21 protein-coding genes and 1 tRNA gene are annotated in these 24,603 nt (G+C 66.9%); 9 read left to right on the top strand and 13 right to left on the bottom strand.

Annotated elements, in window-relative coordinates:
• The first annotated feature begins 485 nt into the window (after positions 1-485).
• The 4 genes from addB (at position 486) to ACQR0U_RS01510 (ending at position 8,672) form a co-directional block, all read left to right on the top strand.
• Positions 486-3,632, top strand: a complete 3,147-nt coding sequence (gene addB / locus ACQR0U_RS01525; RefSeq protein ID WP_315716897.1) for a double-strand break repair protein AddB — start codon at positions 486-488, stop codon at positions 3,630-3,632.
• The gene (addA, locus tag ACQR0U_RS01520) at positions 3,626-7,099 is read left to right on the top strand and encodes a double-strand break repair helicase AddA (protein WP_434842489.1); all 3,474 of its coding nucleotides are present in this window, start codon (positions 3,626-3,628) and stop codon (positions 7,097-7,099) included. The genes addB and addA overlap by 7 nt, the downstream gene beginning before the upstream one ends.
• A 99-nt stretch (positions 7,100-7,198) precedes the next feature.
• Positions 7,199-7,519 (top strand): thioredoxin, encoded by a 321-nt coding sequence (gene trxA, locus ACQR0U_RS01515; protein ID WP_015663255.1) that lies wholly within the window; start codon positions 7,199-7,201, stop codon positions 7,517-7,519.
• 142 nt (positions 7,520-7,661) lie between these two features.
• Complete coding sequence (locus ACQR0U_RS01510) at positions 7,662-8,672, top strand: ATP-dependent DNA ligase (RefSeq protein WP_434842704.1); 1,011 nt, start codon at positions 7,662-7,664, stop codon at positions 8,670-8,672.
• A gap of 2 nt (positions 8,673-8,674) precedes the next feature.
• On the opposite strand, the gene ACQR0U_RS01505 is transcribed toward ACQR0U_RS01510, so the two are convergent.
• The 12 genes from ACQR0U_RS01505 to aroA form a co-directional block, all read right to left on the bottom strand.
• Positions 8,675-9,415: a metallophosphoesterase family protein gene (locus ACQR0U_RS01505; RefSeq protein ID WP_434842488.1), complete on the bottom strand. Its 741-nt coding sequence runs from the start codon at positions 9,413-9,415 to the stop codon at positions 8,675-8,677.
• Between the two features lie 12 nt (positions 9,416-9,427).
• Positions 9,428-10,771 carry a bifunctional folylpolyglutamate synthase/dihydrofolate synthase gene (locus ACQR0U_RS01500; RefSeq protein ID WP_434872067.1) on the bottom strand — a complete coding sequence of 448 codons (1,344 nt, stop codon included), beginning with the start codon at positions 10,769-10,771 and terminating at the stop codon, positions 9,428-9,430.
• Entirely contained in the window at positions 10,768-11,706 is a 939-nt protein-coding gene (gene accD / locus ACQR0U_RS01495; RefSeq protein WP_315716893.1) for an acetyl-CoA carboxylase, carboxyltransferase subunit beta, read from the bottom strand. The genes ACQR0U_RS01500 and accD overlap by 4 nt, the downstream gene beginning before the upstream one ends.
• A 94-nt stretch (positions 11,707-11,800) precedes the next feature.
• The gene (trpA, locus tag ACQR0U_RS01490; RefSeq protein ID WP_316186517.1) at positions 11,801-12,637 is read right to left on the bottom strand and encodes a tryptophan synthase subunit alpha; all 837 of its coding nucleotides are present in this window, start codon (positions 12,635-12,637) and stop codon (positions 11,801-11,803) included.
• Positions 12,634-13,857, bottom strand: coding sequence for a tryptophan synthase subunit beta (trpB, locus tag ACQR0U_RS01485; protein WP_315716891.1), 1,224 nt, complete (start codon positions 13,855-13,857; stop codon positions 12,634-12,636). The genes trpA and trpB overlap by 4 nt, the downstream gene beginning before the upstream one ends.
• Complete coding sequence (locus tag ACQR0U_RS01480; protein WP_316170024.1) at positions 13,854-14,513, bottom strand: phosphoribosylanthranilate isomerase; 660 nt, start codon at positions 14,511-14,513, stop codon at positions 13,854-13,856. The genes trpB and ACQR0U_RS01480 overlap by 4 nt, the downstream gene beginning before the upstream one ends.
• A 77-nt stretch (positions 14,514-14,590) precedes the next feature.
• Positions 14,591-14,983: a lipopolysaccharide assembly protein LapA domain-containing protein gene (locus ACQR0U_RS01475; protein WP_316203437.1), complete on the bottom strand. Its 393-nt coding sequence runs from the start codon at positions 14,981-14,983 to the stop codon at positions 14,591-14,593.
• Between the two features lie 77 nt (positions 14,984-15,060).
• Positions 15,061-15,378: an integration host factor subunit beta gene (locus ACQR0U_RS01470; protein WP_315716888.1), complete on the bottom strand. Its 318-nt coding sequence runs from the start codon at positions 15,376-15,378 to the stop codon at positions 15,061-15,063.
• 169 nt (positions 15,379-15,547) lie between these two features.
• Entirely contained in the window at positions 15,548-16,528 is a 981-nt protein-coding gene (gene sppA / locus ACQR0U_RS01465) for a signal peptide peptidase SppA (protein ID WP_316203436.1), read from the bottom strand.
• A gap of 206 nt (positions 16,529-16,734) precedes the next feature.
• Positions 16,735-18,444 carry a 30S ribosomal protein S1 gene (gene rpsA / locus ACQR0U_RS01460; protein ID WP_316193805.1) on the bottom strand — a complete coding sequence of 570 codons (1,710 nt, stop codon included), beginning with the start codon at positions 18,442-18,444 and terminating at the stop codon, positions 16,735-16,737.
• 248 nt (positions 18,445-18,692) lie between these two features.
• On the bottom strand, positions 18,693-19,331 hold the full coding sequence (gene cmk / locus ACQR0U_RS01455) for a (d)CMP kinase (RefSeq protein ID WP_434842487.1): 639 nt from the start codon (positions 19,329-19,331) through the stop codon (positions 18,693-18,695).
• The gene (gene aroA, locus ACQR0U_RS01450) at positions 19,328-20,665 is read right to left on the bottom strand and encodes a 3-phosphoshikimate 1-carboxyvinyltransferase (protein WP_434842486.1); all 1,338 of its coding nucleotides are present in this window, start codon (positions 20,663-20,665) and stop codon (positions 19,328-19,330) included. Before aroA ends, cmk begins: the two co-directional genes overlap by 4 nt.
• Positions 20,666-20,816: 151 nt before the next feature.
• Between aroA and ACQR0U_RS01445 the strand changes: the two genes are divergently transcribed.
• The 3 genes from ACQR0U_RS01445 (at position 20,817) to ACQR0U_RS01435 (ending at position 22,187) form a co-directional block, all read left to right on the top strand.
• Positions 20,817-21,221 carry a TIGR02300 family protein gene (locus ACQR0U_RS01445; protein WP_315716883.1) on the top strand — a complete coding sequence of 135 codons (405 nt, stop codon included), beginning with the start codon at positions 20,817-20,819 and terminating at the stop codon, positions 21,219-21,221.
• Positions 21,222-21,302: 81 nt separating this feature from the next.
• Positions 21,303-21,378: transfer RNA gene (locus ACQR0U_RS01440), tRNA-Ala, on the top strand.
• A gap of 572 nt (positions 21,379-21,950) precedes the next feature.
• On the top strand, positions 21,951-22,187 hold the full coding sequence (locus ACQR0U_RS01435) for a GIY-YIG nuclease family protein (protein WP_316166375.1): 237 nt from the start codon (positions 21,951-21,953) through the stop codon (positions 22,185-22,187).
• A gap of 7 nt (positions 22,188-22,194) precedes the next feature.
• On the opposite strand, the gene ACQR0U_RS01430 is transcribed toward ACQR0U_RS01435, so the two are convergent.
• Positions 22,195-22,656 (bottom strand): MarR family winged helix-turn-helix transcriptional regulator, encoded by a 462-nt coding sequence (locus ACQR0U_RS01430; RefSeq protein ID WP_315750467.1) that lies wholly within the window; start codon positions 22,654-22,656, stop codon positions 22,195-22,197.
• Positions 22,657-22,825: 169 nt separating this feature from the next.
• On the opposite strand from ACQR0U_RS01430, the gene ACQR0U_RS01425 reads away from it, so the two are divergent.
• Both ACQR0U_RS01425 and ACQR0U_RS01420 read left to right on the top strand, forming a co-directional pair.
• A complete protein-coding gene (locus ACQR0U_RS01425) occupies positions 22,826-23,251 on the top strand; it encodes an organic hydroperoxide resistance protein (RefSeq protein ID WP_316193803.1) in 426 nt (141 codons plus the stop codon).
• Positions 23,252-23,373: 122 nt separating this feature from the next.
• Positions 23,374-24,576, top strand: coding sequence for a CaiB/BaiF CoA transferase family protein (locus ACQR0U_RS01420; RefSeq protein ID WP_315825665.1), 1,203 nt, complete (start codon positions 23,374-23,376; stop codon positions 24,574-24,576).
• Positions 24,577-24,603: the final 27 nt, after the last annotated feature.

Below are 24,603 nucleotides of genomic sequence, written 5' to 3'. Positions count from 1 at the left end.
CTCTTTCACGCACGGGGGCCACGGGCCTCAGCCGAGGCCCGGCCTTCCCTGCGCCCTTGCTTCGGATGAGGGCGAACGATTTGCATCACTCGGGCGCGAGAAGCGTTGCGGGAATGAGGATGTTTGTCTCCGTCATTGCGAGCAGCGAAGTCCCACTGCAGAGGCGGCCTGGATTGCTTCGCTGCGCTCGCAATGACGATGGGGGTGGGCAACTCGCGCTCCGTAGTCAGCTGCCATCGCCCGCGAAAGCGGGCGATCCAGGACGCCGCGGCCTCTCGAATCAAGCTGAACCGCCTCGGAGGACCGGATCGCCCGGTTGAGCCGGGCGATGGCGGAGAGCGTGGCTGCAGCTGGGGCTCAGGCGCACGGCGTCCTCCAGCACAGGGACAAAGGTCACGCACCTATCAACACCCGTCCACACCCCGGATATGACCTCCGCCCGATCGCTCCCTATATAGACGGCACAGCAACCCGAATCGCAGGCCATGCGCGTCTTCACCGTTCCCATCTCGGCGCCGTTCCTGCGCAGCGTGATCGCCGCGCTGGTCGACGGCCGGCTGGTCGACGGCTTCGAGGCACGCAGCGATCCCGCCCGGCTCGCGACCGCGACGCTGTATCTACCGACGCGGCGCTCCCTGCGGGTGGCGCGCGAGATGTTCCTCGACGAGCTGAAGACCGATGCCGCGGTGCTGCCGCGCCTGGTCGCGCTCGGCGATATCGACGAGGACGAGCTCGCCTTCGCGGAGGACCGCGACGCGTTCCTCGGGCCGGCGCCGCTGGAGATTCCGGAACGACTCGACGACCTGCAGCGCCGGCTCACGCTGGCGCGGCTGGTCGCGGCCTGGGCCAAGACGCCGGTGTCGGCGCCGCTCGTGATCGGCGGGCCCGCCTCGACGCTTGCGCTGGCCGGCGACCTCGCGCGGCTGATCGACGACATGGTGACGCGCGGCGTGTCGTGGGATGCGCTCGATGCGCTGGTGCCGGATCAGCTCGACAAATACTGGCAGTATTCGCTCGAGTTCCTGCGCATCGCGCGGACGGCGTGGCCGGCCTATCTGCAGGAGATCGAACGCATCGAGCCGGCGGCGCGGCGCGATCTGCTGATCGCGGCCGAAGCGGCGCGGCTGTCGGCGCATCCCGATGGTCCCGTCATTGCCGCAGGCTCCACCGGCTCGATGCCGGCGACGGCAAAATTCCTGCTCGCCGTCGCCAAGCTGCCGCATGGCGCGGTGGTGCTGCCTGGGCTCGACACCGATCTCGACGAAGCCGCGTGGAATTCGATCGGCGGTGCCAAGGACCGCGCCGGCCGCGTGTTGACGCCGCCCGCGGTCAATCATCCGCAATATGCCATGCACCTGCTGCTCAAGCGCTTCGGCCTGGAGCGGCGCGACGTGATCCGCCTCGCACCACCCGGCCGTGGCGGCCGCGAGGTGCTGATCTCAGAAGCGATGCGGCCGTCGGAAGCCACCGCCGTCTGGCACGAGCGCCTGCGTCAGTTCGACATCGCCGCCAACATTGCCGAAGCGATGGACAATCTCGCCGTCGTCGCCGCGCCCAACCCCGAAATGGAGGCGCTGGCGATCGCCATCGCGATGCGCGAGGCGCGCCATCTCGGCAAGTCCGCTGCGCTGGTGACGCCGGACCGCGCGCTGGCGCGCCGCGTGATGGCGGCGCTGACGCGCTGGCACCTGACGTTTGACGATTCCGGCGGTGACGCGCTGTTGGAGACGCCGGCCGGCATCTTCGCGCGCCTCGCCGCCGAAGCCGCCGCGCGCGGACTGGAGCCGCCGACTTTGCTGGCGCTGCTCAAGCATCCGCTGTGCCGGCTCGGCCGCGCCGCGAATGGCTGGAAGAGTGCCATCGAGACGCTGGAGCTCGCGGTGCTGCGCGGCACGCGGCCACAAGCCGGAAGCAGCGGGCTCGCGCGCGACTTCGCGCGCTTCCGCGACGAGCACACCAAGCTGCACCAGGGCGAAGCATCATCGCTGCACAAGGCCGAGCCGCGCGCGCGTCTCAGTCCCGAGCAGCTCGACCGCGCCGGCGCGCTGATCGCGCAATTGCAGACGGCCCTGGCGCCGCTGGAAAACCTTGCCTCGCCGCGCCCGCAGGATTTCGCCGAGCTCGCCGCGCGGCATCGTGAGGTGTTGATCGCACTCTCGACAGACGATGTCGGTCTCAGCACCGCGTTCACCGATCGCGACGGCGCGGCGCTGGCGCGCTGCTTCGACGACCTGCTCGCGTCCGGCGAGCGTTGCGGCCTGATGGCGCCGCTGTCGGACTATCCGGATCTGTTCCATACCGCCTTCTCCGATCGCGCGGTGCGCCGGCCCGAGCGCCACGGTGCGCAGCTGCAGATCTACGGTCCGCTCGAAGCGCGACTGATGCAGGCCGACCGCATGATCGTCGGCGGCCTGATCGAGGGCATATGGCCGCCGGCGCCGCGCATCGATCCCTGGCTCAGCCGCCCGATGCGGCATCAACTCGGCCTCGACTTGCCCGAGCGCCGCATCGGACTATCGGCACACGATTTCGCACAACTGCTCGGCGCGCCCGAGGTGATCCTGACGCACGCCGCAAAATCGGGTGGCGCGCCGGCCGTGGCCTCGCGCTTCCTGCACCGTCTCGAAGCCGTCGCCGGCGCCGAGCGCTGGAAGGCGGCGACCGCGCGCGGCGAGACTTACGTCCGCTATGCCGAGGTGCTCGACCAGCCCGCCGCGGTGAAGCCGGTCGAACAGCCGGCGCCGAAGCCGCCGCTGGCAGCGCGGCCGCTGCGCATGTCGGTGACCGCCATCGAGGACTGGCTGCGCGATCCCTACACCATCTTCGCGCGCTACATCCTGCGGCTCGATCCGCTCGATCCCGTCGACATGCCGCTGTCGGCCGCCGATCGCGGCTCGGCGATTCACGAAGCGATCGGCGAATTCACGCAGACCTATGCTGATGCCCTGCCGCTGCATCCGGCGCATGCGCTGCGCGTGATCGGCGAGAAGCACTTTGCGCCGCTGATGGAGCGGCCCGAGGCGCGGGCACTGTGGTGGCCGCGTTTCCAGCGCATCGCCGGCTGGTTCGCGGCGTGGGAGACCGCGCGGCGCGCGCAGATCGGCGCGATCACCGCGGAGATCCGCGGCGAGATCGGCATTCCCTTGGATCAGGGCCGCACCTTCATCCTGTCGGCGCGCGCCGACCGCATCGAACAGCGTGCCGAGGGCACCTACGCCATTCTCGACTACAAGACTGGCCAGCCGCCGACGGCCAAGCAGGTGCGCATGGGGCTGTCGCCGCAGCTCACACTCGAAGCCGCGATCCTGCGCGAAGGCGGCTTCGACGGCATTCCCGCCGGCAGCCTGATCAGCCAGCTCGTCTATGTCCGCTTGTCCGGCAACAACCCGCCGGGCGAAGAGCGCATTCTCGAGCTGAAGATCAACAAGAGCGACCCGCCGCAACATCCGGACCAGGCCGCGCAGGAGGCGCGCGAAAAGCTCGAGGCATTGATCCGCAGCTTCGAGGACGTCAATCAAGGCTACACCTCGCTGAACCTGTCGATGTGGGCGAACCGCTACGGTAGCTATGACGATCTCGCCCGTATCAAGGAATGGTCGGCGGCCGGCGGCCTGGGGGTGGAGGAATGGTGAAGGCGCCCCGCCCCATTCCGCAGGCCGTGCGCGAGGCGCAGACGCGCGCATCGAACCCGGCTGCCTCCGCGTTCGTGTCGGCCAATGCCGGCTCGGGCAAGACGCATGTGCTGGTCCAGCGCGTGATCCGGCTGCTGCTCGACGGCGTGCCGCCGGAGAAGATCCTCTGCATCACCTTCACCAAGGCCGCGGCCGCCAATATGGCCGAGCGCGTGTTCTCGACGCTCGGCCATTGGGTGACGCTCGACGACGACGCGCTTGACAGCGCGATCCAGTCCACCGGCATTCCCAATCCCGACAAGAAGCTGCGGGCCTCGGCGCGAAAACTGTTCGCCAGCGCGCTGGAGACGCCGGGCGGATTGAAGGTGCAGACCATTCACGCGCTGTGCACGCGGCTGCTGCAGCAGTTCCCGTTCGAAGCCAACGTGCCGGCGCGGTTCTCGGTGCTCGACGAGCGCGACCAGACCGAGATGATGGAGCGCGCCAATCTCAAGGTGCTGCTCGACGCCGCGCGGGCGCCCGACAGCGCGGTCGGCCGCGCGCTGCAGGTGGCGATGGCCAATGCGGCGGATTCGACCTTCAAGGACGTCGTCCGCGAGGCCTGTTTGAGCCGCGATCACTTCATGGCCTGGACCGATGGCGCCGGCCGCGTCGAGGTTGCCGCGCAACATCTCGGCGAGGTGCTCGGCATCAGCGCCGGCGAGACGCTGGAAGCCATCGAGCGCGACATCGTCGACGGCCCCAATCTGCCACTGAGGGATTGGACCGATATCGCCGCGCGGCTCGACGGCGGCGCCAAGACCGACCAGAAGCAGGCGGAGCAACTCCGCGCCGCACTGGCGTTCTCGGGTGCCGATCAGGTCGATGAATATCTCCGCGTATTCCTGACCGAGGACAAGGAGCCGCGGAAGTCCCTGCTGACCAAGAAGTTCGCCGACGCCAATCCCGGCATCGCCGGCCTGTTCGAATCGGAGGCGCGCCGGCTCGATCGCCTGATCGAAAAGCGCCGCGCGGCGGTCGTGCGCGACCGCACCGAGGCGCTGTTGCAGATCGCGACCGCCGCCGCCGCGAACTATCGCCGCGAAAAAGAAGAGCGCGGCCTGCTCGACTATGACGACCTGATCGACAAGACGCTGGCGATGCTGAACCGCGTCTCCGCCGGCTGGGTGCACTACAAGCTCGACCGCGGCGTCGATCACGTGCTGATCGACGAGGCGCAGGACACGAGCCCACGGCAATGGGACATCGTCGCCCACATCATCGAAGAGTTCACCGCCGGCGCCGGGGCGCGCGACGGACTCACGCGCACGATCTTCGCGGTCGGCGACGAGAAGCAGTCGATCTTCTCGTTCCAGGGCGCCGACCCGCACGAGTTCGATGCGCGCAGGCGCCAGTTGCAGAAGCGCTTCGCCGACGCCGGGCTGCTGTTCGATCCGGTGTCGTTCACCTATTCGTTCCGCTCCGGGCCGACGGTGCTGCACGCGGTCGACCACGTGTTCCGCGAGCGCGACGTCTACAGCAGCATCCACTCGCCTGACATCGGCCATCCCATCCACAACGCGCTGACCGATGCCGGACCGAGCATGGTCGAGCTCTGGAGCCTGTGCGAACGCGACGACCGCAAGGAGATCGAGGGCTGGCGCGCGCCGTTCGACGGCGTCTCCGTCACCAGCCCCGAGGTGAAGCTTTCCAGGCGCATCCAGGCAGAGATCAAGCGGCTGATCCAGACGGGCACGATGACCGGCCATGACGGCGCGCGGCGGCGGCTGAGCTATGGCGACATGCTGATCCTGGTGCGCCGGCGCGGCAACGCCTTCGATGCTGTCATCCAGGCGCTCAAGCACGCGGGCATCCCCGTGGCCGGCGCCGACCGGCTGAAGCTGACCGAGCACATCGCGATCATCGACCTGATGAACCTCGCCGACGCGCTGCTGCTGCCGCAGGACGATCTGGCGCTGGCGACCGCGCTGAAGAGCCCGCTGTTCGGGCTCGACGACGACGATCTGTTCAAGCTGGCGTGGCAGCGTCGCGGCTCGCTACGCGACGCACTGACGGCGCACGCCGCTGACGACGCGCGGCTGCAGGCGGTCGTACGGCGCTTGCAACAATGCGAGCGCCGCGCCGCGGAGGACACGCCATTCGCCTTCTATGCCTGGCTGCTCGGCGGCGATGGCGGCCGGCGCCGCATCCTGGCGCGGCTCGGCCACGAGGCCAATGATGCGCTCGACGAGTTCCTCGAGCTCGCGCTGTCCTACGAGCGCAAGGCGCCGGCCTCGCTGCAGGGCTTCGTCGCCTGGCTGCGCGCCGCCGACACCGAGGTGAAGCGCGACATGGAGATCTCGCGCGACGAGATCAGGGTGATGACCGTGCATGGCGCCAAGGGCCTCGAGGCGTCCGTCGTCTTCCTGGTCGACACCACCTCGTCGCCGGCGGATTCGCAGCGGCTGCGGCTGATCCACGTGCCGCATGGCGAGCAGGAGATCGTGGTCTGGGCCGGGCGCAAGGCCGACGATCCGCAGCCCGTCGCGGCGGCACGCGTGGCGATGCTCAAGGAGACCGAGGACGAGTATCGCCGGCTGCTCTATGTCGCGATGACCCGCGCCGCGGATCGGCTGATCATCGGCGGCTGCATGCCGGGCAACATGAACAACGTCCGCGGCGGCAGCTGGTACGATCTGATGGCGCGCGGATTGGACGCCGCCGGCCTGCAGGTCGAGGTGATCGAAACCGAGGACGGGCCGGTCAAGCGCTATGCGCGGGCCGAGGACATCGCGGAAACCGCTGCTGACAAAACGCGGCCCATGGTCGAGACGGCCGTCGAACTGCCGGCGTGGCTGCGCACGGCGGCGGTGGAGGCGCCCGGCGAGGTCGCTGTGCTCCGGCCGTCCGATCCATCCGCCGACGAGCGGCCGGTGCGCACGGGCGAATCGCTGGCGGCGCGCAGCCTCGCGATGCAGCGCGGCACGCTGGTGCATCGCCTGCTGCAGTCGCTGCCCGACGTGGCGCCGGAGCGGCGGCGCGATGCCGCGCTGCGATATTTGATTCGCAACGCCGCCGACTGGCCGGAGGACGAGCGCGTGGGGCTTGCGGAACGCGTGCTCGCCGTGGTCGAAGACCCGCGCTTTGCCGCGGTGTTCGCGGCCGGGAGCCGGGCGGAAGTCTCGATCGTGGGCCGCCTCGCACTGGCCGGCCAGCCTCCGGCACTGGTCTCCGGCCAGATCGACCGACTGGTGGTCACCGGGACCGAGGTGCTGATCGTCGACTTCAAGACCAACCAGCAGCCGCCCTCGGGACTCGCCGACGTGCCCCCGGCCTATGTCCGGCAGCTCGCGCTGTACCGCGCAGTGCTTGGCCAATTGTACCCCGGCCGCGTCGTCCGCGCCGCGCTGCTCTGGACCGAAGCCGCTGAATTCGTGGAGCTTCCCGCCTCCGCGCTGGACGCCATGCTGCCATCCCAGCACGTCTGAGTGAGCCCGCTTGACCCGGGATCACGCCATTCCTACTTTGACGTCCACGCTGAGGCGGCCCGTCCGTGCCGCTCCCTCCAACCGAACGAGGTAATTTCCATGGCCGTTGGCAAGGTTTCCGACGCCGATTTCGAAAGCGAAGTGCTCAAGGCCGACGGCCCGGTCGTGGTCGACTTCTGGGCCGAGTGGTGCGGCCCGTGCCGCATGATCGCGCCCGCCCTCGACGAGATCTCGAGCGCGATGGGCGACAAGGTCAAGATCGTCAAGCTGAACGTCGACGAGAGCCCGAAGACGGCCTCGAAGTACGGCGTGATGTCGATCCCCACCCTGATGGTGTTCAAGGGCGGCGAGATGGCCTCGCGCCAGGTCGGCGCCGCGCCGAAGGCGAAGCTGCAGCAGTGGATCTCGTCGGCGGTGTGACGCTTGCGGAACAATGATTTTTGTCGAACGGCCGGCGGAATCGCCGGCCGTTTGCGTTGAGGGGTGTGATTCAGCGTTTTCGGATGTCGCCATGCCCGCCCGCGCCGATCGCTCGCCCTCCCGCAAATCCGGCCTGCTGGCCATGGAGGCGCGCTCGGTGGATGCGATCCCGCGCGGCGAGGACTGGCAATACGAACCAAAATGGGACGGCTTCCGTTGTCTGCTGACGCGCGACGGCGCAACGGTGACGATGCAGTCGAAGGCCGGCGAGGACCTCGCGCGCTACTTCCCCGAGGTCGTCGCCGCGGCGCGCGAGCTCGAGGCGACGAGCTTCATCCTCGACGGCGAGCTGGTGGTGCCGCAGGCGAAGTCGTTCTCGTTCGATGCATTGCTGCAGCGGATTCATCCCGCCGCCAGCCGGGTGAAGAGGCTATCGGTGGAGACGCCGGCGCTGTTCCTGGCCTTCGATCTGCTGGCGAGTGGCAAGAAGGAGCTAGTGACGCACACGCTGCACGAGCGGCGGCCGGCGCTGGAAGCATTCGCGAAAGCGAACTTCGCGGATCATCCGACGTTCCGGCTGTCGCCGGCGACGACGCGCTTCGCGACCGCGCAAGACTGGCTGGCGCATTCCGGCGGCGGCTCGGACGGGGTGATCGCCAAGCGGACCGACCTGCCCTACCAGGCCGGCAACCGCGACGGCATGCAGAAGATCAAGCGCTATCGCTCAGCCGATTGCGTCATCGGCGGCTTCCGCTACGCCACCAACAGGGGCGCGAACGGACGCAAGCTGGTCGGCTCGCTGCTACTCGGGCTCTACGACGATGACGGTCTGCTGCATCACGTCGGCTTCACCTCCGCGCTCAAGAAGGACGAGAAGCCCGCACTGACCGACAGGCTCGAGCCACTGATCTCGCCGCCCGGCTTCACCGGCAATGCGCCGGGCGGGCCGAGCCGGTGGTCGACCGAGCGCTCGGCGGAATGGTGTCCGCTGAAGCCGAAGCTGGTGATCGAGGTCTGCTACGACCATTTCTCCGGCGAGCGCTTTCGCCACGGCACCTCGATCCTGCGCTGGCGCCCTGACAAATCGCCGAAGCAGTGCACGTTCGAGCAGCTCAAGCAGAAGGTCGCCGATCCCTTGAAACTGCTCGCGTGAGGTCAGCGGATCCAGCCGGTCGCGAGAGCCGAGGCGAATTCGGCATCGCCATTGGCGCGGGCCAGCGCGGCCATCGCCTGATGATCATAGGGCACGTGGCGGAACGTCACGCTCCAGCCTGCGGGCTTAAGTTCAAGGATCGCATAGCGGGCGTCGGGCGTGCCGGCTTCCATCACATGCGGATGCGGTACGGAGTAGGAATAGCCGGGGCTGCCCACGCTACCGGGATTGACGATCAGCCGCCCGTCGCGAAGCCGCACCGCGCGCGCGGTGTGGGTATGGCCACAGAGGATCAGTGACTGCGGGATGCCCTCGGCCGTTGTCTCGATTGCATCGAGCGGCGCGCATGTGACCGCGCCATCCGGCGCGACGCTCTCGAGCCAGTAGACGTTATCGTCCTCAGGCGTGGCGTGACAAAGGAAGACCTCGTCGCGATAGATGCCCGTCGGCGGGATCGTGCCGAGCCAGTCGAGATGCTTAGCTACGAGCTGCGCATAAGCCGGCCGCTCCCAGGCGCCCATCCTCTCCGGCGGCCGATCGATCAGCCAGCGGTCGTGATTGCCGCGCACATGGACGGCATCGAGCGGCATCAGCAAGTCCATCGTCTTGCGCGCATCGAGCGGGCCGCTCGCCATATCACCGAGATTGACAATGTCATCGACGCCTTGCGCGCGGATGTCGGCCAGCACGGCTTCGAGCGCGAGGTGGTTGCCGTGGACGTCTGCGATCGCGGCAAAGCGCATGCGCTATTCCCCTCAGGTCGGCGGCGTGCCGTTGAGGTCGAGCACGTGGCCCGCGAGATAGAGCGACCCCGTGATCAGGATACGCGGCGGGACCTCATAGGCAAGCCGCGCGATGCCGGCGAGCGCCGACGCGACGCCATCGGCGATCTCGACCCGCATGCCGAGCGTGCGGGCGGCGGCGGCCAGATCAGCCGGTGCCATCGCCTTGCTCTCGTTCGGAATCGGCACGACGATGATGTGGCGCGTCAGGCCGGCGAAGTTGGCCAGGAAGCCCGCGGCATCCTTGTTGCCCATCATGCCGACGATGACGACGAGCTGCCGCGACACGCGCTCCTCGAGGTCGCCGATCGCGGCCGCGACGACGCGACCGCCCTCGGCGTTGTGGCCGCCGTCGAGCCAGATCTCCGCGCCTCGCGGCGCGATCGCGGTGAGCGCGCCGTTCGACAGCCGCTGCATGCGCGCCGGCCATTCGGCGCCGACGATGCCGTCCTCGAACGCCTTGGTGGTGAGCTTGAAATGATCGACCGCCCGCAAGGTCGCGATCGCCAGGCCCGCATTGTCGAACTGATGCCGGCCGAACAGTTTGGGTGCCGGAAGATCGAGGAGACCGCGATCGTCCTGATAGACCAGCCGGTTGCGCTCGACATTGACGTGCCAGCTCTCACCGGCCGCAAACAGCGGCGCGCGCTGGCGCCTGGCCTCGCGCTCGATCACGGCCATGGCATCGGGCTCCTGCGCCGCCGAGATCACCGGGCAGCCGCGCTTGATGATGGCGGCCTTCTCGGCCGCGATCAGCGCGCGGGTGTCGCCGAGGAACTCCATGTGGTCCATGCTGATCGGCGTCAGCACGGAGGCCGCGACCTGCTCGACAACATTGGTGGAATCGAGCCGGCCACCGAGACCGACTTCGAGCAGCACCACATCGGCTGGATGCCTTTCGAACAGCACGAAGGCCGCGACGGTCTTGACCTCGAAGAAGGTGATCGGCGCGCCGGCGTTGACCCGCTCGCACTCCAAGAGCGCGGAGATCAGCTCATCGTCCTCGACCAGGACGCCACCGCCGACCTGGCCGAGCCGATAGCTCTCGTTGATGCGCACCAGCCAGGGCGAGGTGAAGACGTGGACGCGCAGCCCCGCGGCCTCGAGCATCGCGCGCAAATATGCGACCGTGGAGCCCTTGCCGTTGGTGCCCGCGACATGGATGACCGGTGGCAGCTTGCGCTCGGGATGACCGAGCTGCGCCAGCAGCCGGTGCATGCGCTCCAGCCCGAGCGAGATCCGGCTCGAATGCAACACAGAAAGCCGCGTGATCAGCTCGTCGAGCGACGGTCTTGGCTGGGCGGCAGAATCGTTCACGCGCTCGTTGCGACCGCCGGCGCTTCCGCGGTTTCGGCGGGCTTGGCAGGCGGCGGCAGCTGCGGCGCGGGCTTGGCGTGTTCAACGGCCGGCGCCTTGGTCAGCAATCGGCACAGCCGCGCCAGCGTCGGGCGCAGGTCATGACGGTGCACGACCATGTCGACCATGCCGTGGTCGAGCAGGTATTCAGCGCGCTGGAAACCTTCGGGCAGCTTCTCGCGAATGGTCTGCTCGATCACCCGGGCGCCGGCGAACCCGATCAGCGCGCCGGGCTCGGCAATGTGGACGTCGCCGAGCATCGCGTAGGACGCGGTGACGCCGCCGGTGGTCGGATTGGTCTGCACGACGATGTAGGGCAGCTTGGCCTCTCGCAGCATCTGCACGGCCACGGTCGTGCGCGGCATCTGCATCAGGGACAGGATGCCTTCCTGCATGCGCGCGCCACCGGAGGCCGCGAATACGATGAACGGCGACTTCTTCTCGACCGCGAGTTCGAGCCCGCGCACGATGGCTTCACCCGCGGCCATGCCGAGCGAACCGCCCATGAAATCGAAATCCTGCACGGCGATGACGACGCCCATGCCTTCCAGCTTGCCGAAGCCGACCTTCACCGCATCGTTCATGCCGGTCCGCGCCCGCGCATCCTTGATGCGGTCGGCATAGCGGCGCTCGTCACGGAATTTCAGCGGGTCGGGTGTGACCTCGGGCAGCGCGACGTCGAACCAGGTCTCGTTGTCGAACATCGACTTCAGCCGCGCCACGGCGCCCATGCGCATGTGGTAATTGGAGCCCGGAATGACGAACTGGTTGGCCTCGACGTCCTTGTAGAACACGAGCTGTCCGGAATCCGGACACTTGATCCAGAGGTTCTCCGGCGTCTCACGGCGCAGGATGTTGCGGATCTTCGGCCGGACCACGTTGGTAAGCCAGTTCATGTGTCGCTCCGTGTTGCGGTCGCCCGGATATATGGCGGGACGGCGGGGTCACGGCAAGACGGCCGCGACGCCCGGTCGAATAGTGGTTGACGGCCTATTCCGCGGCCTGTTGCGCCCCGTGCACGCCCCTTGCCAGCGCAGCGGCCAGATCGGCGACGGCGCTCACGGTCTTGGCGGTCGCGCGGCCCTCGGCGTCCAGGCTGGCGCGGAGCGCGTCGACCAGGGCGGTGCCGACCACGGCACCGTCGGCATGGGCGGCGATGGCGCGGGCGGTCTCCGGTGTCCGGATGCCGAAGCCGACGCAGACAGGCAGCGCCGTATGCCGCTTGATCCGGGCCACGGCGGCACCGACGGCGGACGAATCCGCCGCCGCCGCGCCGGTGATGCCGGTGATCGAGACGTAGTAGACGAAGCCCGAGGTGTTCGCGAGCACCGCCGGCAGCCGCTTGTCATCGGTCGTCGGCGTCGCCAGCCGGATGAAATTCAGCCCCGCCTTCAGCGCGGGAATGCACAGCTCGCTGTCTTCCTCCGGTGGCAGGTCGACGATGATCAGGCCGTCGACGCCGGCGCTCTTCGCATCATCGAGGAACTTGTCGACGCCGTAGATGTAGATCGGGTTGTAGTAGCCCATCAGCACGATCGGCGTCGCCGCGTCGCCCTCGCGGAAGCTGCGCACGAGCTGCAGCGTCTTCCTCAAGGTCATGCCGGCCTTGAGCGCGCGCAGACCCGCCGCCTGGATCGACGGGCCATCGGCCATCGGATCGGTGAACGGCATGCCGATCTCGATGATGTCAGCGCCAGCCTGCGGCAGCGACTTGACGATCGCGAGCGAGGTTTCAGGATCAGGGTCGCCTGACATCACGAAGGTGACGAACGCCGAGCGGCCTTCTTGCTTCAATTGCGCGAAGCGCGCATCCATCCGGCTGGTCACGATGCCTTCGCCCTTCCTCGCAAGATGTCGCCCACCTGCGGCACGTCCTTGTCGCCGCGGCCGGACATGTTGACCACCATCAGATGGTCCTTCGACTTCTTCGGCGCGAGCTCCATCACCTTGGCGATCGCGTGCGCGGGCTCCAGCGCCGGAATGATGCCCTCGAGCCGCGACAGCAGCTGGAACGCCGCCAGCGCCTCCTCATCGGTCGCCGACAAATAGTTCACGCGACCGACCTCGTGCAGCCAGGAATGCTCCGGCCCGATGCCGGGATAATCGAGACCGGCCGAGATCGAATGCGCCTCCTCGATCTGCCCGTCCTCGTCCATGAGCAGATAGGTGCGGTTGCCGTGCAGCACGCCGGGGCGGCCGCCGGCGATCGAGGCGGCGTGCAGATGCGTCAGGCCATGGCCCGCCGCTTCCACGCCATAGATCTCGACCGAGGGATCATCGAGGAACGGATGGAACAGGCCCATCGCATTGGAGCCGCCGCCGATGCACGCGATCAGCGAGTCCGGGAGCCGGCCCTCAGCCTCTTGCATCTGCGTGCGGGTCTCGTTGCCGATCACCGACTGGAAGTCGCGCACCATCATCGGATAGGGGTGCGGACCGGCGACCGTGCCGATGCAGTAGAACGTGTTGTGGACGTTGGTGACCCAGTCACGCAACGCCTCGTTCATCGCATCCTTCAGGGTCTTGGCGCCGGACTGCACGGGCACCACCTTGGCGCCGAGCATCTCCATGCGGATCACGTTCGGCTGCTGCCGCTCGACGTCGACCGCGCCCATGTAGACGACGCAATCGAGCCCGAAACGCGCGCACAGCGTGGCGGTCGCAACGCCGTGCTGGCCGGCACCGGTCTCGGCGATGATGCGCTTCTTGCCCATGCGGCGCGCGACCATGATCTGGCCAAGCACGTTGTTGACCTTGTGCGAGCCGGTGTGGTTCAGCTCCTCGCGCTTGAAGTAGATCTTGGCGCCGCCGAGATGCTCGGTCAGGCGCTCAGCGTAATACAGCGGCGAGGGCCGGCCGACATAGTTCTTCAGGTAGCCGTTCATCTCGGCATGGAATGCCGGATCCGCCTTGGCCTCCGCATAGGCCTTTTCCAGATCGAGGATCAGCGGCATCAGGGTTTCGGCGACGAAGCGGCCGCCGAAGATGCCGAAGTGACCGCGGTCATCCGGACCGCTGCGGTAGGAATTGGGAATGGCTGTCGTCATTGAACGCTCAACTCTTCAGCGGCCCGCGCCGCGCGAATGAAATCCCGGATCATGTCGCAATCCTTCACACCCGGCGCCCGTTCGACGCCAGATGACACGTCGACGCCGCCCGCGCGGGTGATCCGCACGGCCTCCGCGACGTTGTCGGCGCTCAGACCGCCGGAGACCATGAACGGGCGATCGAGCTTCACGCCCTGTAGCAGACGCCAATCGAAGGTGGCACCGAGGCCGCCGGGACGGGTCGCATCCTTGGGCGCCCGCGCATCGAACAGGATGCGGTCGCACACGTCGGCATAGCCCGCCAACGGCGCGAGATCGGCGTCGGTCGCGACCGGAATGGCCTTCATGATGGGTAGGCCGAAGCGCTGCTTGAGGTCGCGGACGCGCGCGATGCTTTCGCGGCCATGCAGCTGCAGGAGATCAGGCCGCAGCGTCTCGACGATGTTTTCGATCATCGCGTCGTCGGCATCGACGGTCAGCGCCACCTTGAGCGCGCGCCCCCTGACGTCACGACCCAGCTCACGCGCGGCCGTCAGGCCGACATGGCGTGGGGACGGCGGAAAGAACACGAAGCCCACCATGTCGGCGCCCGCGTCGAGCGCCGCAGCGAGGGTGTCGGGCGTGGTCAGGCCGCAGATTTTGACGAGCAGGGACATCAATGAACAACGCACGTCCGGGCGGAAAGGATCACCAGAAGCCGGCGGCTTCCAGGGCCGCCGAGCTTTCGCGCCTTCTACAACGCGACGCCCTGCTTGTCTTGCCCATAAGGGGCGAAAAGCCGCGCCGGCGCAGCTGGAACCAGAGATTGCGCAGAGCCCTGTTTTGCACGCGCCGCGGCGCTCAACTGCGCCACCTGCGCGCGGGCCGCTTCGGCATCGGCCTGATGGCGGCGCGCGGCCCGCCGCCAGCGGCGCTGGCCGATCCAGGTGGCACAGCCACCCGCGATCACGCCCAGGATCGCGACGGCGATGATCAAGGCGAACAGCGGGACCGACGCCGAGAGCGCCGGATCAGTCGCGTTGAAGGGATCAAACGATACGGTAACGAAATGCCGATTGGCGACCGCGAAGATGACGAACAGCACCAGCAGCGGAAGGACGACCACGACAGTGAAGAATTTTCGCATGCGCTCGCTCGTGTCAGTCAGGCCGGATTCGCCTCGAGATCAGCCGCAGACGATTAGCACGGCCGGCGCGAGATGCTTCAATCGTCGGCGTCGTCAGCCGCGGCGCCGGCGGGATTGTCCCGGTTCAGCCGCTCGCGCATTTCCTTGCCCGTTTTGAAGAACGGGACACTTTTCTGGTCCACCGGGACATGAGCTCCGGTCCGTGGGTTGCGCCCGGCGCGGGCCGGCCGATGCTTGACCGAGAAGGCGCCGAAGCCGCGCAACTCGACGCGGTCACCGCGGGCGAGCGCCGCGACGATCTCATCGAGGATCGCATTGACGATGTTCTCGACATCCCGCTGGTAGAGATGCGGGTTGTGCTCGGCGATACGCTGAACAAGCTCGGATTTGATCATCGAGAAAATGTACCCGGGGAGACAAGTCCCATTTCCGTGAAAATATGCTGGACTGTCAAGACGCTAAATCATTCATCGCGGCCGTGAATCGGGGTGCGAGGCCCGGTACGGGGTCTCGCCACGGCACACGCGAAGCGGGAAGATTGCCCTGGGAATGGTCTTTGCGGGTTCAATTGCCCGGCGCGGGCGTCCAGAGCGCGAGCATGCCGTCGAGACCGATCCGGTCCACCGCCTGGACCACGCCGGTGCGCTCGATCTGGCGGGCGATTCCGGAGAGGCCGACGGCGTCGAGCGCGATCGAGGTGGCCGTTCGCAGGAAGGTGAGATCGCCGAACCGCGGCGTGAGCTTGTAGTCGCGCACCGGAAGGTCCTTCTTGACGTTCTTGTTGGCGACGAGCCAAGCGACCGCGGTCTTCTCGTCGCCGAGTTCGTCGATCAGCTTCAGCTCGATCGCCTGCCTGCCGGTGAAGACGCGGCCATCAGCCACCTTATCCAACTGCTCATCGTTCATGGCGCGGCGGTCCTTCACCAGTCCGCGGAACCAGGCATAGGAATCCTTGACCAGGGCGTCGAGCGCCGCACGCGCTTCCGGGCTGGTCGGCTCGTAGCCGTTGGGGGCGGCCTTCAGCGGCGAGGATTTGACCTCCTCGATCTTCACGCCGACCGTCTTCAACAGCTCGCCGACATTGGGATATTGAAACAGCACGCCGATCGAGCCGACCAGCGAACTCTGCTGCGCGACGATGTGGTCGGCAGCGATCGCGCCGATGTAGCCGCCGGACGCCGCGAGGCCTTCCACGACGACGACCAGCGGCTTCTTCGCCTTCAGCCGGACCAGCGAATCGTAGAGCTGCTCGGAGCCGGCGGTGGTGCCGCCCGGCGAATTGATGTGAACGATGACGGCTTCGGCCGAGGAGTTTTCGAGCCGCTCCAGCGCCTCGACGCGCTCATGGTCGCTGCGGATCAGGCCCTCGATATTGACGCGGGCGATCGAGCCGGAGGTCGAGAGCACGGTGCGGCCGCGCGGCGACATGGCGAGACCGATGGCGGACAGAGCCGCAATCGCGATCAGCACCGCGACGACGCGCCAGAACGTCAGCTTGCGGCGCAGCCTGCGGCGATCGACGATCACATCCGAATCAAGCGACATGGGCAGCTCCTGGAAGTCTCGGCGCGTTTTGCATCCGCAGCCTGAATATCTCGTTATCCGATTACATCAATCGCGGCGCAATTTGAAGAAAGGAAGGCTTGCGGCGAGGCCGGATCCGCGCGGCCGGCACGCGCGTCCTTGCCTCGCCGGAACAAAAAAGCCCCGGCTTGCGCCGGGGCTTTGATCTGATCGCAGGACGCGAAGACTTACTTCGAGTCGCGGTTCTTGAGCGCGGTGCCGAGAATGTCGCCCAGCGTGGCGCCCGAATCGGACGAGCCGTACTGCGCGATGGCTTCCTTCTCTTCCGCGACTTCCAGCGCCTTGATCGACACCTGCACCTTGCGGGCCTTCTTGTCGAACTGGATCACGCGGGCATCGACCTTCTCACCGACGGCGAACCGCTCGGTGCGCTGGTCGTTGCGATCGCGCGCCAGCTCGGAGCGCTTGATGAAGGTGGTGAAGTCGGTGCCGGTGATCTTGACGTCGATGCCGCCGTCCTTGACGTCGAGCACCTCGCAAGTGACGACCGCGCCCTTCTTGACATCGCCCGGCTCGGCGAAGGGATCGCCTTCGAGCTGCTTGATGCCGAGCGAGATGCGCTCCTTCTCCACGTCGACGTCGAGCACCACGGCCTTGACCATGTCGCCCTTCTTGTAGTTGTCGATGACCTGCTCGCCCGGCAGCTTCCAGTCGAGATCCGACAGATGGACCATGCCGTCGACGTCGCCTTCGAGACCCAGGAACAAGCCGAACTCGGTCTTGTTCTTGACCTCGCCCTCGACCACCGAACCCGTCGGATGCTTCTCGACGAAGACCTCCCACGGATTGCGCATGGTCTGCTTGAGACCGAGCGAGATGCGGCGCTTGACGCTGTCGACCTCGAGCACCTGCACTTCGACCTCCTGCGAGGTCGACACGATCTTGCCGGGGTGCATGTTCTTCTTGGTCCACGACATCTCGGAGACGTGGATCAGGCCTTCGATGCCCGGCTCGAGCTCGACGAACGCACCGTAGTCGGTGATGTTGGTGACGCGGCCGTGGAAGCGGGCCTGCAGCGGGTACTTGGCCTCGATGCCCTGCCACGGATCGTCCAAGAGCTGCTTCATGCCCAGCGAGATGCGGTGCGTCTCGTGGTTGATCTTGATGATCTTGACCTTGACCGTCTGACCGATGCTGAGCACCTCGGTCGGATGGTTGACACGGCGCCAGGCGATGTCGGTGACGTGCAGCAGGCCGTCGATGCCGCCGAGGTCGACGAACGCACCGTAATCGGTGATGTTCTTGACGACGCCGTCGATGACCTGACCCTCTTCGAGGTTCTGCACCAGCTCCTGGCGCTGCTCGGCGCGGGTCTCTTCCAGCACGGTCCGGCGCGACACGACGATGTTGCCGCGGCGACGGTCCATCTTGAGGATCTGGAACGGCTGCGAGTTGTTCATCAGCGGCGCGACGTCGCGGATCGGACGGATGTCGACCTGCGAGCGCGGCAGGAAGGCCACGGCACCGTCGAGGTCGACGGTGAAGCCGCCCTTGACCTGGTTGAAGATGACGCCGTTGACCTTTTCGTTGTTCTGGAACGCCTTCTCGAGCTTGCCCCAGCTCTCTTCGCGACGCGCCTTGTCGCGCGACAGCACCGCTTCGCCGAGTGCGTTCTCGATACGATCGAGGAACACTTCGACCTCGTCGCCGACTTTCAATTCACTGTCACGGCCGGGCCCGGCGAATTCGCGCAGCGCCACGCGGCCTTCGGTCTTCAGGCCGACGTCGATGACGGCCATGTCCTTCTCGATCGCAACAACCTTGCCCTTGACGACAGAGCTTTCCTGCAGGTTGCCCTTCGTGAAGGACTCGTCCAGCATCGCGGCGAAATCATCGCGGCTGGGATTGTAGGAAGAAGCAGAGATACTCGAAGCCATTTGTTCTCCAGATGCGGACATTCTCGCCAGCTTGGGTTGATCGGCGCATCGAATGGACAGTGCCTGGAGGTCCACAAATCCCCAGACGTCCGCGCGATGCGCGATAAGCGCAAACGACGCGGGCCGGCAGTGCCTGCACATGCGATACGTATGAAGTGCGTCCGGATGATCGGACTCGATTGAACCGCAATCGAGCTATCGACGGTCAAGGGCGGGAGCGGGCATTCCTCCAATGACGCCGGCGGAAATCAAACCCGCTGGCGGCCCGCTCGAACGGCCTCGACGATATCGATGGCGGCCCGGACGCCGCCTTCTATATCCAAATGGGAGTTGTCAAGCAAGTAAGCATCCGGGGCTTGTTTTAAAGGCGCGACGGCCCGGTTCTGGTCACGCTCGTCGCGCGCCAGGATGTCGGCCAGAATGGCCGCCTCATCGGCCGGTTCCCCACGTGAAAGCGCCTCGAGGGTGCGACGATGCGCCCGGATGCGGGGATCGGCGACGACGTAGATCTTCACCTCGGCGTCCGGGCAGATGACGGTTCCGATGTCGCGGCCGTCGAGCACGGCACCGGGCGGCCGGTTTGCGAACTGACGCTGGAAAGCCACCAGCGCTTCGCGCACTTTTGGCAACGCCGATACCACGGAGGCCGCGGACCCGACCTGATGCGACCTCAGCGCCGGATTGTCGAAGCTCGAGGGATCCAGGCGCATGGCGACGTCCGCCGCCCGCGCCTCATCCTTGAGGTCGATGCCGGCGGTCAGTAGCGCGTGCGCGACCGCCCGGTAGATCACGCCCGTATCCAGGTGCCTGAGGCCGTAATGCGCCGCGAGACGCTTGGCCATGGTGCCCTTGCCCGAGGCCGCCGGGCCGTCGATGGCGATGATCATGCGAAATCCGCGCCCGCCTTGCACATCAGCGGGATGAAATCTGGGAAGCTGGTGGCGATGAAGGCGGTGTCGTCGACCCTGACCGGCTTGTCGGAGGCGAGACCCATCACCAGGGCGGACATCGCGATGCGGTGGTCCATGTGGGTCGCGACGATGCCGCCGCCCGGCACGTGACCGCGGCCCTCGACGATCAGATCATCGCCGGTGATCTCGACCTTGACGCCGTTGACACGCAGCATCGCCGCGGTGGCCTCCAGCCGGTCGGATTCCTTGACGCGCAGCTCATGCAGGCCGCGCATGATGGTCGTGCCCTCGGCATAGGCGGCGGCGACGGCCAAGACGAGATATTCGTCGATCATCGACGGCGCGCGCTCGGGCGGCACCACCACGCCGCGCAGCTTCGAGGCGCGCACGCGCAGGCGGGCCATCGGCTCGCCGGCATCGCCGCGGACGTCGTCCTCCTCGATCGCGGCGCCCATCTCGCGCAAGGTCGTGAACAGGCCGGTGCGCAGCGGGTTGGTCATCACGTCCGACAGCACGAGGTCCGAGCCGTCGACGATCAGCGCGGCGACCAGCGGAAACGCGGCCGAGGACGGGTCGGCGGGAACGATCACTGGCGCACCACGCAGCTCCGGCTGGCCGGTCAGTGCGATGCGGCGGCCATGAGACCCTTCCGGCGTGGTCACGATCTCCGCGCCGAAATGCTTCAGCATCAGCTCGGTGTGGTCGCGGCTGGCCTCCTGCTCGATCACGGTGGTCACACCGGGCGCGGCGAGGCCCGCGAGCAGCACCGCCGACTTGATCTGGGCCGAAGCCACCGGCGTGCGGTACTCGATCGGCACCGGGTTGCCGGCGCCCTGCAGGGTTAACGGAAGCTTGCCGCCCTCGGCGCTGGCGGTCACCTTGGCGCCCATCAGCACCAGCGGGTCGAGGATGCGCCGCATCGGACGGCTGCGCAGCGAGGCATCACCGTCGAAAACGGCCGTGATCGGGCAACCGGCCACGGCGCCCATCACCAGCCTGCAGCCGGTGCCGGAGTTGCCGAAATCGAGCGGCGCGCTCGGCTGGGCGAAGCCGCCCACCCCGACGCCACGGACGGTCCACGCGAAATCGCCGGTGCGCTCGACCTTGGCACCCAGGGATCGCATCGATTTGGCGGTGTTGAGGACGTCCTCGCCCTCCAGCAGGCCGGAAATCCGGGTCTCGCCGACCGACAGCGCCCCCAGGATCAGTGCCCGGTGCGAGATCGACTTGTCGCCAGGCACGCGAATCGTGCCCGAGAGGGGCCCTGAGGCGCGTGATTCCAGGGGAGTCGGGGCGATTGACGTGCTCACGGCGAGATCCTCGTGTTTCGGACGGGGCAGGTATCACAGCCCCCGCCCTCCGTCACGAGCGGTGATTTTCCCGTTGACAGCGCTATTGACAGCGGCGCGGCAACTAGCCAAGTGAGACACCGCTTTTCAGACATTGCCAGGACGCCTGCACGTGGCCAAATCCGAGCTCGGAACCAAACGCATTTGCCCGACGACGGGCAAAAAGTTCTACGACCTCAACAAGAACCCGGTGATTTCGCCCTACACCGGCGAGGTCGTGCCGATTGCGCCGATCGCGCCCACCCGCGCCATGCGCGGCGAGGCTGCGCGCGCTGCTGCGGCGGCCGACGTGGTCGAGCCCGCGGAGGCCGAGGAGCTGGTGCCGCTCGAGGAGGCCGACGCCGAGGAGAACTCCGGCAAGGTCAAGGCCGTCGTTCCCGAATCGGAGGACGACATCGAGATCGACGAGACGCTCGACGACGACGAGGATGACGACTCGACCTTCATCGCCGACGAGGAAGAAGGCGACGAGGACGTGACCGACATCATCGGTGATGTCGGCGGCGACGAAGAATAATCGTCGAAGACACTTGAGATCAGCCGCGAACTGTGGTTCACGGTGCTCCCCGGCGGTCACCCAGACCGCCGGCTCGGTTCAGGGGCCATAGCTCAGCTGGGAGAGCGCTTGCATGGCATGCAAGAGGTCGGCGGTTCGATCCCGCCTGGCTCCACCAGCCTTCGCTCGCTTCGCGAGCTTCGGCTCGGCAAGCCACCCCAATCTGCCGGTTGCGCGAAGTGAGCGAAGGCTGTCGCGCCGTAGTCTGGACGCCGAAGCCCCCTTGGGCGGAGGCGGGAAGACGAAGGCGGACTTGGGCTCCGGGCGATAATGCTCTCTCCGCATCGCTTCGCGAGCTTCGGCTCGGCAAGCCACCCCAATCTGCCGGTTGCGCGAAGTGAGCGAAGGCTGTCGCGCCGTAGTCTGGACGCCGAAGCCCCCTTGGGCGGAGGCGGGAAGACGAAGGCGGACTTGGGCTCCGGGCGATAATGCTCTCTCCGCATCGCTTCGCGAGCTTCGGCTCGGCAACCCACCCCAATCTGCCGGTTGCGCGAAGTGAGCGAAGGCTGTCGCGCCGTAGTCTGGACGCCGAAGCCCCCTTGGGCGGAGGCGGGAAGGCGAAGGCGGACTAGGCTCCGGGCCATGATGCCCTTCATCAATCGACTGAGCAGTTCAGCCCATCCAAGCTCTGGACGCCACGCAGCACGACCTGCCACATTCGCGCCCGTGAAGGGTCGAGGGCGGCCTGCGATGAAGTTCGTTTACATCCTGGAAAGTCTCAACGGCGAGCATTTCTACGCAGGCATCACCGACGACGTTCCGGCCCGCGTCACGAAGCACAATGCCGGTGAAGTCCCGCACACATCGAAGTTTCGGCCTTGGCGGCTCAAGACCTACGTTGCCTTCAGCGATGTGAAGCAGGCATTTGCCTTCGAGAAATATCTCAAGTCGGGTTCAGGCCGGGCTTTCGCGAAGAAGCGCCTTTAGAGCCCCCTCACCCCTCCACAACCGCATCGAGCCGCTCCCGCAGGCGCACCAGCTTGCCGTGCAGGTCGGCCAGCTCGGCGATCGAGCAGCCCGTCGCATCCAGGATCGCGGGCGGCACGATCGACCTTGCCTTGTCGCGCAGGCCCGCGCCCTGGGCGGTGAGGGTGACGATCACCTGACGCTCGTCCTCGGCCGACCGGGTCCGCTTGATCAGGTGCGTAGCCTCCATCCGCTTCAGCAGCGGCGTCAGCGTGCCAGAGTCGAGGAACAGCCGCGCGCCGATGTCCTTCACCGTCAGGCCGTCCTGCTCCCAAAGCACCAGCATGACCAGATATTGCGGATAGGTCAGGCCAAGGCGGTCGAGCAGGGGCTTGTAGACGCGGTTGAAGGCGTGCGCGGTCGAATAGACTGCGAAACAGAGCTGGTTGCCGAGCTGGAGCGGCAGGTCTGCCGCGGACTTCTTTCGCATCGAGGTCACCACAGGTCGATCCTATCGGCATCTTGAGCCCGCACGCCTCGGATCGACAACGGGCCCGGCGCACCGATCACGAATTTTCTACCGAACAATTATATTGTACACAATCTAATTGTGTGCAATATGGCCGCGCTGAATTCGTCCATCCAACCAGGAGACACCCATGTCCGTGAACGTGCTCTACAAGACCAGCGCCAAGGCCACCGGCGGCCGCGACGGCGAAGCCGCGACCCTCGACGGCTCGCTCAAGGTCAAGCTTTCCACCCCGAAGGAGCTCGGCGGCGGCGGCGGTGCCGGCAACAATCCGGAGCAGTTGTTTGCGGCCGGCTACGCAGCCTGCTTCATCGGCGCGATGAAGTTCGTCGGCTCGCAGGGCGGCCCCAAGGTTCCCGCCGACACGTCGGTGACCTCGACGGTCGGCATCGGCCCGCGCTCCGAAGGCGGCTTCGGCATCACCGTCGAGCTCGCAGTGTCGCTGCCCGGCCTCGCCAAGGCCGACGCCGAAGCGCTGGTCGCCAAGGCGCACGAGGTGTGCCCCTATTCCAACGCCACGCGCGGCAATGTCGACGTCAAGCTGAACGTCGTCTGAGCTTCAATTCCGTCATGCGGCAGGACGGCCTCCGTTGTCCTGCCGCATGGCAGCCATCCGTTTGCGCCGCCGCCGCAGCAATGCTTAATGATCGCGAGCTGAAACCAACCTCGCGACATCCGATGACACCCCAATTTGCTCCTGGCGCCATGGCCGGCCTGCGCGTGATCGATCTGACGCGCGTGCTCGGCGGCCCCTATTGCACGCAGATCCTGGCCGATCACGGCGCCGACGTGATCAAGGTCGAGCCGCCGGCCGGCGACGAGGTGCGCGACTGGGGTCCGCCCTTCCACGATGAGGACGCCGCCTATTTCGTCGGGATCAACCGCAACAAGCGCTCGATCGGCCTCGACCTCGCCTCCGAGGGCGGCCGCGCCGTGCTGATGCGGATGCTCGAGACGGCCGACGTGCTGATCGAGAACTTCAAGCCTGGCACCTTGGAGAAGTGGGGCATCGGCAGCGACACGCTGCGCGAGACATTCCCCAAGCTGGTGCACTGCCGCATCTGCGGCTTCGGCGCGGATGGCCCGCGCGGCGGCAATCCCGGCTACGACGCGATCATCCAGGCGATGACCGGCATGATCGCGGCGACCGGTTCGCCGCAGAGCGGACCGATGCGGATCGGCGTGCCGCTGGTCGACATCACCACCGGACTCTATGCCGCGATCGGCATCCTGATGGCGCTGTCGGAGCGGCAGCGCTCGGGCATCGGTCAGTTCCTCGAGGTCACGCTGTATGAGACCGGCCTCGCGATCATGCATCCGCATACCGCAAACTACTTCATGCATGGCAAGCCGCCGTCGCTGACCGGCAACGAGCACCCGAACCTCGTTCCGTATGCGATCTTCGCGACCAAGACCGACGATATCTTCATCGGCGTCGGCAATGACGGTACCTTCCGCAAGCTCGCCAAGGAGATCGGCCGCCCCGAACTCGGCACCGATCCGCGCTTCGCCCGCAACAAGGATCGCGTCGCCAATCGCGAGGCGCTGCGCGCCGAGCTTGCCGCCGTGTTCAGCCAGTTCGAGGCGGAGCCGCTGTGCGACCGGCTGCTCGCGGCCGGTCTGCCGGCAGGACCCGTGCAGAAGATCGACCAGGCGCTGACCAATCCGCACACGATCTACCGCGGCGATGTCATCGAGAAGGACTGGTACAAGGGCGTCGCGTCGCCGATCCGGCTCGAACGCACCAAGCCGAGCCTGCGCTCCACCCCGCCGAAGTTCAGTCAGCACGCGCAGGAGGTGCTGACCGAGTTCGGTTACACGCCGAGCGAGATCGAGGCGCTGCTGTCCCAGGGCACGGTGTGCGCCGAGCGCAAGCGCTGAGGCGCGATCAGCCTGTCGTCTCTCACC

Origin of the sequence: Bradyrhizobium sp. HKCCYLRH3097 (assembly GCF_051167875.1) — a bacterium.
In the GTDB taxonomy this organism is placed as follows: Bacteria; Pseudomonadota; Alphaproteobacteria; order Rhizobiales; family Xanthobacteraceae; genus Bradyrhizobium.
The sequence above is the reverse complement of the archived record's forward strand: the minus strand, read 5'-3'. Positions and strand labels throughout refer to the sequence as shown.

Excerpts from the sequence above, each read along its gene's own strand:
- addB (WP_315716897.1), top strand. The coding sequence starts at position 486 with ATGCGCGTCTTCACCGTTCCCATCTCGGCGCCGTTCCTGCGCAGCGTG.
- addA (WP_434842489.1), top strand. The coding sequence starts at position 3,626 with ATGGTGAAGGCGCCCCGCCCCATTCCGCAGGCCGTGCGCGAGGCGCAG.
- trxA (WP_015663255.1), top strand. The coding sequence starts at position 7,199 with ATGGCCGTTGGCAAGGTTTCCGACGCCGATTTCGAAAGCGAAGTGCTC.
- ACQR0U_RS01510 (WP_434842704.1), top strand. The coding sequence starts at position 7,662 with ATGGAGGCGCGCTCGGTGGATGCGATCCCGCGCGGCGAGGACTGGCAA.
- ACQR0U_RS01505 (WP_434842488.1), bottom strand. The coding sequence starts at position 9,415 with ATGCGCTTTGCCGCGATCGCAGACGTCCACGGCAACCACCTCGCGCTC.
- accD (WP_315716893.1), bottom strand. The coding sequence starts at position 11,706 with ATGAACTGGCTTACCAACGTGGTCCGGCCGAAGATCCGCAACATCCTG.
- trpB (WP_315716891.1), bottom strand. The coding sequence starts at position 13,857 with ATGACGACAGCCATTCCCAATTCCTACCGCAGCGGTCCGGATGACCGC.
- ACQR0U_RS01480 (WP_316170024.1), bottom strand. The coding sequence starts at position 14,513 with ATGTCCCTGCTCGTCAAAATCTGCGGCCTGACCACGCCCGACACCCTC.
- ACQR0U_RS01475 (WP_316203437.1), bottom strand. The coding sequence starts at position 14,983 with ATGCGAAAATTCTTCACTGTCGTGGTCGTCCTTCCGCTGCTGGTGCTG.
- ACQR0U_RS01470 (WP_315716888.1), bottom strand. The coding sequence starts at position 15,378 with ATGATCAAATCCGAGCTTGTTCAGCGTATCGCCGAGCACAACCCGCAT.
- sppA (WP_316203436.1), bottom strand. The coding sequence starts at position 16,528 with ATGTCGCTTGATTCGGATGTGATCGTCGATCGCCGCAGGCTGCGCCGC.
- rpsA (WP_316193805.1), bottom strand. The coding sequence starts at position 18,444 with ATGGCTTCGAGTATCTCTGCTTCTTCCTACAATCCCAGCCGCGATGAT.
- cmk (WP_434842487.1), bottom strand. The coding sequence starts at position 19,331 with ATGATCATCGCCATCGACGGCCCGGCGGCCTCGGGCAAGGGCACCATG.
- ACQR0U_RS01435 (WP_316166375.1), top strand. The coding sequence starts at position 21,951 with ATGAAGTTCGTTTACATCCTGGAAAGTCTCAACGGCGAGCATTTCTAC.
- ACQR0U_RS01430 (WP_315750467.1), bottom strand. The coding sequence starts at position 22,656 with ATGCGAAAGAAGTCCGCGGCAGACCTGCCGCTCCAGCTCGGCAACCAG.
- ACQR0U_RS01425 (WP_316193803.1), top strand. The coding sequence starts at position 22,826 with ATGTCCGTGAACGTGCTCTACAAGACCAGCGCCAAGGCCACCGGCGGC.
- ACQR0U_RS01420 (WP_315825665.1), top strand. The coding sequence starts at position 23,374 with ATGACACCCCAATTTGCTCCTGGCGCCATGGCCGGCCTGCGCGTGATC.